Source organism: Streptomyces sp. NPDC059897 (genome assembly GCF_042730865.1).
Lineage (GTDB): Bacteria > Actinomycetota > Actinomycetes > Streptomycetales > Streptomycetaceae > Streptomyces.
Window position 1 is genome coordinate 131,295 of sequence record NZ_JBHWKQ010000021.1, and the last position, 14,290, is coordinate 145,584.

The window sequence follows — 14,290 nt, forward strand, 5'->3', positions numbered from 1 at the left end:
TACGCTCGATGCGCGCCGCCTCACCCGGCGACGGCATGCGAGCCACTCACCACGAGGGGGCGCCAGGCCATGACCCACCACCCACTCAGCCCACTGCTTCCTTCCGGGCACGTCGACACCTTCGCCCGCGAGCATCTGCCGCCCGCCGAGCTGTGGCCGGGCCTCACCTTCGACCTGCCCGAGCTCGACTACCCCCCGCGGCTCAACTGCGGGACCGAGCTCCTCGACACCACCGTGGAGCGGCACGGCGCGGACCGCCCGGCCTTCCACTCCCCCGACCAAGCGCCTTGGTCGTACGGTGAGTTGAAGGCGACCGTCGACCGGATCGCGCACGTCCTCACCGACGACCTCGGTGTCGTACCCGGCAACCGGGTGCTGCTGCGCGGCCCCACCACCCGGCATCTCGCGGCCTGCTGGCTCGCCGTGATGAAGGCGGGGGCCGTCGCCGTGACCGTGCTCGCGCAGCAGCGGGCGAGCGAGCTGGCCACCGTGTGCGAGATCGCGCAGGTGGGGCACGCCCTGTGCGACATCCGCTCGGTCGACGACCTGGCGAAGGCCGAGGTGCCGGGCCTGCGCATCACCACGTTCGGCGGGGACGGGCCCGACGACCTGCTGCACCGCGCGGCCCCGAAACCGACGGCGTACGAGGCCGTGGAGACCTCCGCCGACGACGTCGCGCTGATCGCCTTCACCTCGGGGACCACCGGGCGGCCCAAGGGGTGCATGCACTTCCACCGGGACGTCCTCGCGGTCGCGGACACCTTCGCGAAGCATGTGCTGCGGGCCGGGCCGGACGACGTGTTCGCGGGGAGCCCGCCGCTGGGCTTCACGTTCGGGCTCGGCGGCCTCGTGCTGTTCCCGCTGCGGGCGGGCGCCTCGGCGCTGCTGCTCGAACAGGCGGGCCCGCAGAAACTGCTGCCCGCGATCGCCGAGCACCGGGTGTCGGTGGTGTTCACCGCGCCGACCGCGTATCGGGCGATGCTCCCCGAGCTGGCCTCGTACGACATCTCCTCGCTGCGCCGCTGCGTGTCCGCGGGCGAGAACCTGCCGGCCGCGACCTGGCAGGCCTGGCAGGAGGCGACGGGCCTGCGCATCATCAACGGCATCGGCGCGACGGAGCTGCTGCACATCTTCATCTCGGCGGCGGACGACGCGATCCGGCCGGGCACCACGGGCGTCCCCGTACCCGGCTGGGAGGCCCGCATCGTCGACGCCGACGGGCATCAACTCCCCGACGGTGAACCGGGGTTGCTCGCCGTCCGCGGACCCGTCGGCTGCCGCTACCTCGCCGACGAGCGGCAGACCGTGTACGTCCAGCACGGCTGGAACGTCACCGGGGACACGTACGTCCGCGAGGCCGACGGCTACTTCCGTTACGTGGCCCGCGCCGACGACATGATCATTTCCGCCGGGTACAACATCGCGGGCCCCGAGGTGGAGGACACCCTCCTTCGCCACCCGGACGTGGCGGAGGCGGCGGTGGTCGGACGCCCCGACGAGGAGCGCGGCCAGGTGGCGGTGGCGTACGTGGTGCTGCGGGCCGGGGCGCGGCAGGACGCCGAGGCGCTCCGGGACTTCGTCAAGGCGGAACTCGTCCCGTACAAGTGCCCGCGCGCGATCGAGTTCCTGGACGCGCTGCCGCGCACGGCCACGGGAAAGCTCCAGCGGTTCCGGCTCCGCGAGGCCGGAACCGTAGAGTGATCACGTGCCCGAGCAGCCCACGCATACGCCCCGCTCCCTCATCGTCACCCTGTACGGCGCCTACGGCCGTGACCTGCCGGGGCCGCTGCCCGTCGCCGAGCTGATCCGGCTGCTCGGCGCGGTCGGCGTCGACGCGCCGTCCGTCCGCTCGGCGGTCTCCCGCCTCAAGCGCCGCGGCCTGCTCCTCCCGGCCCGCACGACGTCCGGAGCGGCGGGCTACGCCCTCTCCGACGACGCCCGCCAGCTCCTCGACGACGGCGACCGCCGCATCTACGGCAGCGGCTCCCCCGCCGACGGCTGGGTGCTCGCCGTGTTCTCGGTCCCGGAGTCCGAGCGCGCCAAGCGGCACGTGCTGCGCTCCACGCTCTCCGGCCTCGGCTTCGGCACGGCGGCACCCGGCGTGTGGCTCGCGCCCCTCGCCGTCTACGAGGAGACCCGGCACACCCTGGAACGCCTCGGCCTGTCCGGGTACGTCGAGCTGTTCCGCGGCGAACACCTGGGCTTCGCGGCGACGGCGGACGCGGTGGCCCAGTGGTGGGACCTCGCGGCCCTCGCCAAGCTCCACGAGGCGTTCCTGGACGAGCACGAGCCGGTGCTGCGGGCGTGGGAGTCCCGCCACGAGACCCCGCCGCGTGAGGCCTACCGCGACTACCTCCGAGCCCTCGACTCCTGGCGCCACCTCCCCTACGCGGACCCGGGCCTGCCGCCCGAGCTGCTGCCGGAGGGGTGGCCGGGGGTGCGGGCGGCGGAGGTCTTCGGGGCGCTGGACGGGCGGCTGCGGGGGGCGGGGGCGGAGTTCGCGCGGGCTCCGGGGTCGTAGAAGCAGCCCTAACGGCAGGGCTCCCGTCACCTACGCCCCCCTGCCGCCCCACCGGCAACGCCAAGGACCGCCACCACTTGGGCCACCCCAGGCCCACGGCTCCGCGCACAGGACGCCGAGGACCGCCACCACTTGAGCCGTCACGCCCACGGCTCCGCGCACAGGACGCCAAGGACAGCCACCGCTTGGGCCGTCACGCCCACGGCTCCCCACCCAGGACGCCAAGGACAGCCACCACTTGAGCCACCACGCCCACGGCTCCCCGCCCAGGGGACCGCGAGGCCTGCCCCCGCCCGCCTTGGGTAATCTGCCGCCTTGGGCGGCAGGGTGGGCAAGGCGGCGCACGGTGCCGCGCAACGAGGACGGAGGCGCCAACCTCGACACGGCTCAAGAGCCCCGGTGCAGCGCGCCGTTCGCGAGACCGGCACCCCTGGCCCAACCCCGGGGGGCCGAAGCGCCCGGAGGGGGCGGGCGGGTGGGAGATGGGCGAGGTGACCAGACCGGCAGCCGCCACTGGCGCAACAGGTCTCCGCCGCAACCCCGTCACCCAGCCCCCGGGGCCCCGCACCCCTGCAGCGCCCCAGGCAACAACACCAGCACACCGGCCCGGCGCAGCCCTACATTCACACGACCACCACCCCGACACCCGCCACCCGGGGCCCGGCCCCCGTCACCCCGGCAACACCAACCTCGGCTTCGGCGCATCCAACCGCCCCGTCTGCGGCCGCCGGCTCCCCGCCCCGTACTGCCGGGGCCACGCCACTCCCGGCCCCACATAGCCCTGTTCCGCCGCCGCGTGCAGCGTCCAGTTCGGGTCGTACAGGTGCGGGCGGGCCAGGGCACACAGGTCCGTACGCCCCGCCAGGACAAGGGAGTTGACGTCGTCCCACGACGAGATCGCGCCGACCGCGCCGACCGGGACACCAACCTCCGCCCGGATCCGGTCCGCGTACGGCACCTGGTAGGAGCGGCCGAACGCGGGGCGCTCGTCCGAGACCACCTGCCCCGTGGACACGTCGATCGCGTCGGCGCCGTGCGCGGCGAAGGCGCGGGCGATCGCGACGGCCTCCTCCTCGCTGGTGCCGCCCTCCGCCCAGTCCGTCGCGGAGATCCGCACCGTCATCGGCCGGTCGTCCGGCCACACCTCACGTACGGCGTCGAAGACCTCCAGCGGGAACCGCAGCCGGCCCTCCAGCGAACCGCCGTACGCGTCCGCGCGCCGGTTCGTCAGCGGTGACAGGAAACCGGACAGCAAGTAGCCGTGTGCGCAGTGGAGTTCGAGGAGGTCGAAGCCGGAGTCCGCCGCCCGCCGCGCCGACGCGACGAACTCCTCCCGCACATCGGCCAGTTCGGCCGTCGTCAGCTCGCGCGGCAGCTGGCTGTCCGGCCGGTAGCGGAGCGCGGACGCCGCGACGAGCGGCCAGTTGTCGTCCGGCTCGGGAAGCGGTTCGTCCATGCCCTCCCACATCAGCCGCGTGGACCCCTTCCGCCCGGAGTGCCCGAGCTGCACCCCGATCGCCGCACCGGGCGCACGCGTGTGGACGAAGTCCACGATCCTGCGCCAGGACTCGGCCTGGCCATCCGTGTAGAGGCCCGCGCACCCGGGCGTGATGCGGCCCTGCGGGCTCACGCACACCATTTCCGTCATGACGAGCCCGGCCCCGCCGAGCGCCCGCGCTCCCAGGTGCACGAGGTGGAAGTCCCCCGGCACCCCGTCGACCGCCGAGTACATGTCCATCGGTGACACCACGACCCGGTTGCGCAGTTCGAGGCCGCCGATGCGGAACGGCGTGAACATCGGCGGCGTGCCCTCGGGGCAGCCGAACTCCCGCTCCACCGACTCCGTGAACCGCGCGTCCCTCAGCCGCAGATTGTCGTGCGTCACCCGGCGCGAGCGCGTGAGCAGGTTGAACGCGAACTGGAGCGGCGGCTGGCCCAGATAGCGGCCCAGCTCCTCGAACCACTGGAGGCTGGCCCGCGCCGCCCGCTGCGTCGACGCGACGACGGGCCTGCGCTCCTCCTCGTACGCGGCGAGCGCCGCATCGGTCGTGGGCTGCTCGGTCAGGCACGCGGCGAGCGCGAGCGCGTCCTCGACGGCGAGCTTCGTGCCGGAGCCGATGGAGAAGTGCGCGGTGTGCGCGGCGTCGCCGATGAGCACGCAATTGCCGTGCGACCAGCGGTCGTTGACGACCGTGCGGAAGGTGAGCCAGGAGGAGTTGTTGGTCCTCAGGGTGCGGCCGCCGAGCGCGTCCTTGAAGATCTTCGCGCAGGTCTCGATCGACTCCCGTACGTCCATGTCCGCGAAGCCCGCCGACCGCCACACCTCCTCGCGCATCTCGACGATGACCGTGGACCCGTCGGCACTGAAGGGGTAGCCGTGCAGCTGCATCACGCCGTGTTCGGTCTCCGCGATGTCGAAGCGGAAGGCGTCGAAGGCGAAGTCGGCGGCAAGCCAGATGTAGCGGTTGCGGTGCTCCTCGATGTGCGGGCCGAACGCGTCCGCGTACGTCTCGCGGGTCTTGCTGTGCACACCGTCGGCCGCGATCACCAGGTCGTACGCCTCGCGGAGTGCGGCGACCGGCGGCGCCTCCTCCTGGAAGCGCAGGTCCACGCCGAGCTCGCGGCAGCGGTCGTGCAGGATCTCCAGGAGCCGGCGGCGGCCGAGCGCCGCGAAGCCGTGCCCCGTCGAGGTGTGCCGCTGCCCCCGGTGCACGATGTCGATGTCGTCCCAGCGCACGAACTCGTCCTGGAGCGCCCGGTAGACCACAGGGTCGGCGTGCTCGATGCCGCCGAGGGTCTCGTCGGACAGGACGACGCCGAAGCCGAACGTGTCGTCCGGGGCGTTGCGCTCCCAGACCGTGATCTCGCGGTCCGGGTCGAGGCGCTTGAGGAGGGCGGCGGCGTACAGGCCGCCGGGGCCGCCCCCGATGACGGCGATGCGCCGGGCGCGAACGGTCATCCGCCGGTCACCTCCCCTGCCACTTCGGCGGGCGCTTGGCGGTGAACGCCGCGTGGAACTCGGCGTAGTCCTCGCCGTGCATGAGCAGCGCCTGCGTCGCGGCGTCCATCTCGATGGCCCCGGCGAGCGGCATGTCCAGCTCGGCCGTCAGGAGCGCCTTCGTCTGCGCGTACGCGAGGGCGGGGCCCTCGGCGAGGCGGTGGGCGAGGGTCTGCGCGGCCTCGTCGGCCCTGCCCTCGTCGGTCAGCTCGCTGACCAGGCCGATGCGCTCGGCCTCGGGCGCGCGGACCGCGTCACCGAGCATCAGGAGGCGGGTGGCGTGGCCGAGGCCGACGACGCGGGGCAGCAGATAGGCCGCGCCCATGTCGCCGCCGGACAGGCCGACCTTCGTGAACAGGAACGCGAAGCGGGCGCTGGGGTCGGCGACGCGGAAGTCGGAGGCGAGCGCGAGCACCGCGCCCGCCCCTGCCGCGACCCCGTGCACGGCGGCGATCACCGGGAACGGGGCCTCGCGCACGGCCCGGACGACCTGCCCGGTCATCCGGTTGAAGTCGAGGATCTGCGCGGTGTCCATGGAGAGCGTGGCGCCGATGATCTCGTCGACGTCGCCGCCGGAGCAGAAGCCGCGGCCCTCGCCGGCGAGGACCAGGGCACGGACCGTCTTCTCGCGGGACAGCTCCGCGAGGAGGTCGCGCAGGTCGGCGTAGGCGCCGAAGGTGAGCGCGTTGAGCTTCTCGGGACGGGCGAGCGTGACGGTCGCGACGCCGCTCTCGTCCACGGCGTACGTGAGGTGCTGCCAGGAGTCGGTGCGGGGGGTGGATCCGGTGAACGGACTCATGCGGTGCCTCCGACGGGGAGCGGGCGTGCCGAGGAGGGGGCGAGACGACTCGACCGTATCACCGCATCGTGACTGCCGTCACGAGTACGCGATAACGGAGAGAGGTCGTACGTCCCTGCACGCACCGACGAGAGCCTCTTTCGCCCCACGCCGTACCATTCATAAGGTTGAACGCAGGACAGTCCCCCTTGAGCCCGTTCCTCCGAGCCCGTCCCCGAGCCCGCCCCTGAGCCGCATACGCGCCCTCCGCCCCCAGGATTCCGCCGTGACTCCCTTCTCCGGTCCCTCAACGCCCACGTCGTGGCGCATAGCTCTTCCGCACACGGCCGCGGCCGTGCCGGTCGCCCGCGCCCTCGTGCGGACCGCGCTGTCCGAGATCGAGTCACCGGCCGCGGACGCGGACACGGCGGAGCTGCTCACGGCGGAGCTGGTGGCGAACGCGGTGGAGCACACGACGGGGGACACGCCGATCGAGCTGGTCGTGGAGCTGCTCGACTCGGGCTGTCAGGTCGAGGTGCACGACACGGACCCGGCGCCGCCGTCCGACCTCACCAATCCGGAGGACGAGGGGCCGCCCGACCCCTGGCAGGAGCACGGCCGCGGCCTGCTCCTCATCCGCACGCTCAGCTCCTCGTGCGGGCACCGCCCCACTGATTCCGGCAAGGCGGTGTGGTTCACTCTGCCGTCTACGGTGCCGGCGCAGCGTCCGGCGTCCGAGGCGTAGCCCCTCCGCCGTCGCCTCCGTCGCCGAGCCGCGAGTTGCGGCGGCCGTACAGCGCGTACACGAGCGCGCCCACGACGAGGAACACCGCGAACTGGACCCAGGTCGTCCAGCCCGTGCCCCAGATCAGGTAGAGGCAGAACCCGACGCCGAGGACCGGGCTGACCGGGTACAGCGGCACCCGGAACGAGCGCTTGAGGCCGGGGTGCGAGCGGCGCAGCGCGATCACCGCGATGTTCACGGCGACCATGGTGGCGAGCGTGCCGATGGTGGTCAGATTGACGACAGCGTCGAGCGAGGAGAACGCGGCCGGGACCGCGAAGACGCACGCCACGATCCACGTGTTGGCGACCGGCGTGTGCGTCTTCGGGGAGACCCGCTCGAAGACCCGCGGGATCAGCCCGTCGCGGGACATCGACATCAGGATGCGGGTCTGCCCGTACATCACCGCGAGCACCACCGAGGCGATGGCCACGACCGCGCCGAAGGCGATGACCCCGCCGCCGATGGACGAGCCGGTGACCCGGTCGACGACGAGGGAGAGCGCGGCCGGCTTGTCCCCGACGGCGTCCGCGCCGAGCGCTCCGATGGCGGCGACGGCCACGGCGACGTAGAGCAGCGTGACGATGCCGATGCAGATCAGGATGGCGAGGGGGATGTTGCGCCGCGGGTTCTTGACCTCTTCGCCCGCCGTGGTGATCGCGTCGAAGCCGATGTACGAGAAGAAGGCGAGCGAGGCGCCGGAGGTGACACCGGCCATGCCGTCCTTCAGGAACGGGGTCAGGTTGCCGGCCTCGAAGGCGGAGTAGGCGATCGCGCAGAACACGATCAGGATGCCGATCTTGAGCACGGCCATCGCGGCGGTCGCCCGCGCGCTCTCGCGGATGCCGCGCACCAGCAGCGTCGCGGCCATCAGCATGACGAGCACGGCGGGCAGGTTGACCACGCCGCCGTCGGCGGGCCCGGCGGACAGGGCCTCGGGCAGCTGCCACCCGAAGATGCTGTCGAGCAGCTCGTTCAGGTACTGGCTCCAGCCGACGGCGACGGCCGACACCGAGACGCCGTACTCCAGGAGCAGGCACCAGCCGACGAGGAACGCGACGCGCTCGCCGAGGGTCGCGTAGGCGAAGGAGTACGAGGATCCGGAGACCGGGATCGCGCTGCCCAGCTCGGCGAAGGAGAACGCCGTGAAGATGCAGGTGATCGCGGCGAGGACGAAGGAGAGGATGACGGCGGGACCGGCCTCGGCGACCGTGTCGGACAGGCCGACGAAGATGCCGGTGCCGACGATCGCGCCGACGCCGAAGCACACGAGCTGGAAGAGCCCCATGGTGCGCTTGAGGCCGTGGCCTTCGAGGTCGGCGCCCGATTCGGCGATGAGGGACTCGGGCGACTTGATGCGCAGGCCGGACGGGGTCGGCGACATGGGGTGGTGCTCTTTTCTGGTGGTGCGGTGCGGCGGGGTGTGCCGCATGCCGGTGGGGCCGGGAGAGGTGTTCCGGCCCCACCAGTTTGAACGGTTGCTTACCGAATGTTCTGTTTGTGGCTACTTGCCGAGCGTGGCGACCATGACGGCCTTGATGGTGTGCATCCGGTTCTCCGCCTCGTCGAAGACGACGGAGTGCTCCGACTCGAAGACCTCGTCGGTGACCTCGAGGGACTCCAGGCCGTACTTGGCGTGGATCTCGCGGCCGACCTTGGTGCCCAGGTCGTGGAAGGCGGGGAGGCAGTGCAGGAACTTCACGTCCGCGTTCCCGGTCGCGCGGAGCACGTCCATCGTCACCGCGTACGGCGTGAGCGCCTTGATGCGCTCGTCCCAGATCTCCTCGGGCTCACCCATGGAGACCCATACGTCGGTGACCACGAAGTCGGCGCCCGCGACGCCCTCCTCGACGGTCTCCGTGAGCGTGATCCGCGCGCCGCTGGCGGCGGCCAGCTCGCGGGCCTTCGCGACGACCGCCTCGGCCGGCCAGTAGGCCTTCGGCGCGACGATCCGGACGTCCATGCCGAGCAGGGCGCCGGTGACGAGGTAGGAGTTGCCCATGTTGAAGCGGGCGTCGCCGAGGTAGGCGAAGGACATCCCGGTGAGCGGCTTGACGCTGTGCTCGGTCATCGTGAGCACGTCGGCCAGCATCTGCGTGGGGTGCCAGTCGTCGGTCAGGCCGTTGTAGACCGGCACGCCCGCGTACTCGGCGAGGGTCTCCACGATGGACTGCTCGTCACCCCGGAACTCGATGGCGTCGAACATCCGGCCGAGGACGCGAGCGGTGTCCTTGCTCGACTCCTTCTTGCCGATGTGCGAACCGGCGGGGTCGATGTACGTCGTCGAAGCACCCTGGTCGGCGGCCGCGACCTCGAACGAGCAGCGCGTGCGCGTGGACGCCTTCTCGAAGATCAGCGCGACGTTCTTGCCCTTGAGGTACTGCGTCTCGGTCCCCGCCTTCTTGGCCGCCTTCAGTTCCGCGGCCAGGTCGACCAGGCCTCGGAACTCCTCGGCGGTGAAATCCAGCTCCTTGAGGAAGTGGCGGCCGGTGAGGCTCATGGGGGTACTCCTGGACATGGCTCGGGGACGAGTTCGGGACAATGGAAGTCTATACGATGTTCCACATTTCTATTCATGATCAGTTGCGGAACGTGGGATTCCCCGCCAGCCACGTGCCGAGCACCCGGATCTCCCGCAGCCGCATCGGGTCCGTGCTCCGCGGGTCCGCCGACAGCCACACCAGGTCCGCGGGCGCGCCCGGCACGAGCGCCGCGCGCTCGTCCGCGAACGCCTGATGCGCCGATCCCGCCGTGTACGCGGCCAGCGCCTCCTCTACCGTCAGCCGCTGGTGGGGCAGCCAGCCGCCCTCCGGGTCGCCGTCGAAGGTCCGCCGGGTCACCGCGATCTGGATCCCCTCCAGCGGCTCGTACGAGCTGACCGGCCAGTCGCTGCCGAACGACAGCCGCGCCCCGCCGCGCCGCAGCTCGCCCATCGGGTACTGGAGCGCCGAGCGCTTGTCGCCGATGCGCGGGACGGAGAGGACGGTCTGCAGCGGGTCGGGCTGCGCCCACAGCGGCTCGAAGTTGGCGATCACGCCGAGTTCGGCGAAGCGCGGCAGGTCGGCGGGGTCGACGAGCTGGACGTGGGTGATCACGGGGCGCCGGTCCCACGTCTCGTTGGCCTTCGCCGCCGACTCGATGGCGTCGAGCGCGGCCCGCACCCCGGCGTCGCCGATGGCGTGGATGTGGGTCTGGAAGCCGTCCGCGTCGAACGCCCGGACGGCCTCGGCGAGCGCCGCCGGTTCCCAGACGGGCATCCCGCAGCTGTGCGGGGCGTCGTCGTAGGGGGCGAGGAGCGCGGCGGTGCCGCCCTCGATGACGCCGTCGCTGAAGAACTTCACGGTGCGGGCGGTGAGCAGCTCGCCGCCCTCGGCCTCGACGCGGCGGCGCCGGTGCGTGAACGCGGGCCGCTGCTCGCGCCAGCGGTCCGGGTCGGCGCGCTGGGCGAGGTTGACGCGGAAGCGGAGGGCGTCGCGGCGGGCGGCCTCCAGGTAGGCGTCGACCATCTCCGGTTCCACCCACGCGTCCTGAACCCACGTCAGGCCCGCACGCGCGTACGCCTCCCCCGCCACGCCGAGCGCCTCGACCAGCTCGTCCACGGGGCGGCCCGGTACCCGGTCGAGCACCAGGTCGCAGGCGTGCCACTCGCGCAGGGTGCCCATGGGGGTGCCGTCGGGGCGGCGCACGATCCAGCCGAGGCGCGGTTCCGGTGTCGTCGCATCGACCCCGGCGCGGCGCAGGGCCTCGGTGTTGCACCACACCGTGTGGTAGTCGTACGCCCGCAGCACGACGGGCCGGTCGGGCACCGCGGCGTCCAGCCAGCGGGCGTCGAACTCGCCGTCGGGGACGAGCGCCGGGTCGTAGCTCGCGCCGACGATCCACTCCTCCTCGGGGTGCGCGGCGGCCCACCGTCCGACCTCGGCGACGATCTCCTCGACGGAGCCCAACTCCTTGATCCGCGGGCCGAAGTGCTCCAGGCCGCCGAAGAGCGGGTGGGCGTGGCCGTCGCCGAAGGACGGCATGAGCAGTCCGCCGTCGCCGAGGTCGAGCACCTCGTCGGCGGTGGCGGCGAGCGCCTCGGCCTCCGCCCCCAGGGCGAGGATGCGGCCGTCCCGGACGGCGAGCGCGGTGACGTCTCCGTACGCCGCGCTTCCGGTGCGGACGGTGCCGCGGAGTACCAGCACGTACCTGGTCCTTTCGGTTCGGTGGTCAGACGCGTTCGGCGTCGGTCGTGGTCAGGCGGGCGTACGCGGCCGGGTCGTGGCGCCGCACCCGCAGCGCGACGGCGATCCCGAGCGAGAACAGCACCGGCAGCGGCGCGAGCAGCACCGCGTTGACGCCCGGTGTCGCGCCGGTGAGCAGGTCGAGGTTGACGCAGGCGAGGCCGATGAGCACCGCGAGCCCGGCGAAGGAGACGAGCGGCGCGAACACCACCCGCCACACCGGCAGTCCACGCCGGTCGCGACGGAAGAACCCGAACACCGCGAGCGCCGCGCAGGCCTGCATCAGCATCACGCCGAGGATGCCGGTGCCGTTGGTCCACAGGAACGTGACGCTGTACGGGTCCACGCCCGCGATCAGCGTCACGACGACCGTGAGCAGCGCGATCGCCGACTGCACGACGACCGCGACGGCAGGCGAGCCGGTGCGGGCGGTGACCCGGCCGAGGCGGCGCGGCAGCAGGCCCTCACGGCCGAGGGCGTAGAAGTAGCGGGTGGCGCCGTTGTGGAAGGCGAGGGTGGCGGCGAAGGCGCTGGTGATGATCAGGAGTTGCATGGCGTCGGCGGCCCAGGCCCCGGCGAACCGCTCGGTCGCGGCGAAGACCATGTCGCCGCCGCCGTCCCCGTTCGCGGCCCGCTGGGCGTCCCCGGCACCGTACGCGTTGATGATCATCCAGACGGTGAAGGTGTAGAAGAGCGCGAGGAACGCGACGGCGATGTAGGTGGCGCGCGGCACCGTGCGCTCCGGCTCGCGGGCCTCCTCCGCGTAGATCGCGGTCGCCTCGAAGCCGACGAACGCGCCGATGGCGAGGACGAACATGCCGCCGACGCCGCCGTTCAGGAGGTGGCCGGGCGACAGGACGCCGAACTCCGGGCCGTGCGGCCCGCCGCCGTGCGCGAACACCCCTGCCTCGAACACCAGCAGGATCAGCACTTCGAGGACGAGCGCGACGCCCAGCACCTTGGCGCTGAGCGTGACTTTGAGCCAGCCGAGCACGCCGATGACGAGGAGACCGGCGAGCGCCCAGACCCACCAGGGGATCAGTACGCCGGTCAGGTCCCGGAACCCCGATTCGGTGAACCAGCCGAAGGCGGCGAGGAGTCCGACCTCGATCGCGTTGTACGCGAGCAGCGCGACGTACGCGGAACCGACACCGGCGGGACGGCCGAGGCCCCGGCCGATGTACGCGTAGAAGGCGCCGGCGTTGCGTACGTAGCGGCTCATCGCGGTGAAACCGGCGGCGAAGACGATCAGGAGCAGTCCGGAGACGAGGTAGCCGAGCGGCGCGCCCTGCCCTGCCATCCCGATGGCCAGCGGGGCGACGCCCGCCATCACGGTCAGCGGCGCCGCGGCGGCCACGACGAAGAAGACCAGGTCGCCCGTGCCGATGGCGCCCTTCTCCAGAGTGGGGGCGGGGTGGGCGGCGGACGCGGACGCTGACGCGCCGTGTTCGGCCCCGGTGGACGACGTCAAAACGAATGCCTTTCGTTTGGCGGGTCGCCAGGACCGTACGCCGCGCCGGGGCGGTCTGGGAAGATCGCCGCCGGTGGCCCGGTCAGGTGGGCACGGCGTCCCGTTCGACCGGGCAGCTCATGCAGCGCGGGCCGCCCCGGCCGCGGCCCAGCTCGCTGCCCGGGATCTCGATGACCTCGATCCCCTGCTTGCGCAGGAACGTGTTCGTCGTGGCGTTCCGCTCGTACGCGACCACGACGCCCGGCTCGACGGCGAGCACATTGCAGCCGTCGTCCCACTGCTCGCGCTCGGCGGCGTGCACGTCCTGCGTCGCGGTCAGCACCCGGATCTCGGGGAGCCCGAGGGCCGCGGCGATGGCGCGGTGCATGTGCTCGGGCGGATGGTCGGTGACCTTCAACTCGGCGCCGGACGTGCCCGGTTCGATGGTGTACGAACGGAGCATGCCGAGCCCCGCGTACTGGGTGAACGTGTCACCGTCGACCATCGTCATCACCGTGTCGAGGTGCATAAAGGCCCTCCGCTTCGGCATGTCGAGGGCGACGATGGTGCGCGCCGAGCCCGCCGCGAACAGCTTGTGCGCGAGCATCTCGACGGCCTGCGGGGTGGTCCGCTCGCTCATCCCGATGAGGACGGCGCCCTGCCCGATGACGAGGACGTCGCCGCCCTCGATGGTCGACGGATAGTCGGCCTGCCCTTCCGACCAGACGTGGAAGCCGCCCTCGGTGTCGCGGAACAACGGGTGATGCCGGTAGATCGCCTCGAAGTGCACGGTCTCGCGCTGCCGGGCGGGCCAGCGCATCGCGTTGATGGACACTCCGTCGTAGATCCACGCCGAGGTGTCGCGGGTGAACAGGTGGTTGGGCAGCGGGCCGAGCAGGAAATCGTCGAGCTCCATGACGTGGAAGCGCACGGAGGTCGGCTCCGGGTGCGCCGCCAGGAACTCCCGCTTCGTCATCCCGCCGATGAGCGCCTCGGCGAGCTCCGCGGACGGCAGCGCCGCGAACGCGTCCCGCAGATGGTCCGTGGCCAGCGGTCCGTACTCCTTCTCGTCGAAGACGCGGTCCAGGACGAGGCCGCGGGCGGCGCCGACGTCGAGGGCCTCGGTGAGCAGATCCCCGAAGAGGTGCACGCTGACGCCCCGGTCGCGCAGCACGTCGGCGAACCCGTCGTGCTCCTGCCGGGCCCGGCGCACCCACAGCACGTCGTCGAAGAGCAACTGGTCCTTGTTGCTGGGCGTGAGCCGCTTCAGTTCGAGATCGGGCCGATGCAGAATCACTCGGCGCAGGCGCCCGGTCTCGGAGTCGACGTGGAATCCCATGGGGCCATCCTTACCCCGGTCCCCCATGGTTGCGCCGGGGGGGGGGGGCCCCCCCCCCCCCCCCCCCCCCCCCCCCCCGGGGGGGGGGGGGCCCCCCCCCCCCGAGCGCGACCCCGCCTCAGCGCTCACCGAGCAACGGCCGCAGCTCCTTCGGCAGCAGGTCCTCACAGGACTTCTGCGCCGCACTGGTCAGCGCG

At 72.3% G+C, this 14,290-nt stretch carries 10 protein-coding genes; 3 read left to right on the top strand and 7 right to left on the bottom strand.

Annotated features, from left to right (window positions below; all coding sequences use genetic code 11):
* The first annotated feature begins 69 nt into the window (after positions 1 to 69).
* Together ACFV9W_RS23350 and ACFV9W_RS23355 are read left to right on the top strand one after the other, a co-directional pair.
* Positions 70 to 1,701 (top strand): AMP-binding protein, encoded by a 1,632-nt coding sequence (locus ACFV9W_RS23350; protein ID WP_385763915.1) that lies wholly within the window; start codon positions 70 to 72, stop codon positions 1,699 to 1,701.
* A gap of 4 nt (positions 1,702 to 1,705) precedes the next feature.
* Positions 1,706 to 2,521 carry a PaaX family transcriptional regulator C-terminal domain-containing protein gene (locus tag ACFV9W_RS23355; RefSeq protein ID WP_385763917.1) on the top strand — a complete coding sequence of 272 codons (816 nt, stop codon included), beginning with the start codon at positions 1,706 to 1,708 and terminating at the stop codon, positions 2,519 to 2,521.
* Between the two features lie 670 nt (positions 2,522 to 3,191).
* On the opposite strand, the gene ACFV9W_RS23360 is transcribed toward ACFV9W_RS23355, so the two are convergent.
* Both ACFV9W_RS23360 and ACFV9W_RS23365 read right to left on the bottom strand, forming a co-directional pair.
* Positions 3,192 to 5,480: a bifunctional salicylyl-CoA 5-hydroxylase/oxidoreductase gene (locus tag ACFV9W_RS23360; RefSeq protein ID WP_385763919.1), complete on the bottom strand. Its 2,289-nt coding sequence runs from the start codon at positions 5,478 to 5,480 to the stop codon at positions 3,192 to 3,194.
* A 7-nt stretch (positions 5,481 to 5,487) separates the two neighbouring features.
* Positions 5,488 to 6,318, bottom strand: a complete 831-nt coding sequence (locus ACFV9W_RS23365) for an enoyl-CoA hydratase family protein (RefSeq protein ID WP_385763921.1) — start codon at positions 6,316 to 6,318, stop codon at positions 5,488 to 5,490.
* Positions 6,319 to 6,583: 265 nt separating this feature from the next.
* Here ACFV9W_RS23365 and ACFV9W_RS23370 point away from each other — a divergent pair, with 265 nt between their 5' ends.
* The gene (locus tag ACFV9W_RS23370; RefSeq protein ID WP_385763923.1) at positions 6,584 to 7,042 is read left to right on the top strand and encodes an ATP-binding protein; all 459 of its coding nucleotides are present in this window, start codon (positions 6,584 to 6,586) and stop codon (positions 7,040 to 7,042) included.
* Here ACFV9W_RS23370 and ACFV9W_RS23375 read toward each other — a convergent pair.
* From ACFV9W_RS23375 to ACFV9W_RS23395, 5 genes are all read right to left on the bottom strand, one after another.
* The gene (locus ACFV9W_RS23375) at positions 7,005 to 8,465 is read right to left on the bottom strand and encodes an amino acid permease (protein ID WP_385763925.1); all 1,461 of its coding nucleotides are present in this window, start codon (positions 8,463 to 8,465) and stop codon (positions 7,005 to 7,007) included. The genes ACFV9W_RS23370 and ACFV9W_RS23375 overlap by 38 nt on opposite strands.
* A gap of 120 nt (positions 8,466 to 8,585) precedes the next feature.
* On the bottom strand, positions 8,586 to 9,599 hold the full coding sequence (gene argF / locus ACFV9W_RS23380) for an ornithine carbamoyltransferase (RefSeq protein ID WP_385763927.1): 1,014 nt from the start codon (positions 9,597 to 9,599) through the stop codon (positions 8,586 to 8,588).
* A 61-nt stretch (positions 9,600 to 9,660) separates the two neighbouring features.
* Positions 9,661 to 11,265: an amidohydrolase gene (locus ACFV9W_RS23385; RefSeq protein WP_385763929.1), complete on the bottom strand. Its 1,605-nt coding sequence runs from the start codon at positions 11,263 to 11,265 to the stop codon at positions 9,661 to 9,663.
* Between the two features lie 25 nt (positions 11,266 to 11,290).
* Positions 11,291 to 12,775: an APC family permease gene (locus ACFV9W_RS23390; protein ID WP_385763931.1), complete on the bottom strand. Its 1,485-nt coding sequence runs from the start codon at positions 12,773 to 12,775 to the stop codon at positions 11,291 to 11,293.
* A gap of 82 nt (positions 12,776 to 12,857) precedes the next feature.
* Positions 12,858 to 14,093 (bottom strand): arginine deiminase, encoded by a 1,236-nt coding sequence (locus tag ACFV9W_RS23395; RefSeq protein ID WP_385763933.1) that lies wholly within the window; start codon positions 14,091 to 14,093, stop codon positions 12,858 to 12,860.
* Between the last annotated feature and the right edge of the window lie 197 nt (positions 14,094 to 14,290).

What these genes read in the sequence shown, in the direction of transcription:
- ACFV9W_RS23350 (WP_385763915.1), top strand. Translation starts at nt 70, where the DNA reads ATGACCCACCACCCACTCAGCCCACTGCTTCCTTCCGGGCACGTCGAC.
- ACFV9W_RS23360 (WP_385763919.1), bottom strand. Translation starts at nt 5,480, where the DNA reads ATGACCGTTCGCGCCCGGCGCATCGCCGTCATCGGGGGCGGCCCCGGC.
- ACFV9W_RS23365 (WP_385763921.1), bottom strand. Translation starts at nt 6,318, where the DNA reads ATGAGTCCGTTCACCGGATCCACCCCCCGCACCGACTCCTGGCAGCAC.
- ACFV9W_RS23375 (WP_385763925.1), bottom strand. Translation starts at nt 8,465, where the DNA reads ATGTCGCCGACCCCGTCCGGCCTGCGCATCAAGTCGCCCGAGTCCCTC.
- argF (WP_385763927.1), bottom strand. Translation starts at nt 9,599, where the DNA reads ATGTCCAGGAGTACCCCCATGAGCCTCACCGGCCGCCACTTCCTCAAG.
- ACFV9W_RS23395 (WP_385763933.1), bottom strand. Translation starts at nt 14,093, where the DNA reads ATGGGATTCCACGTCGACTCCGAGACCGGGCGCCTGCGCCGAGTGATT.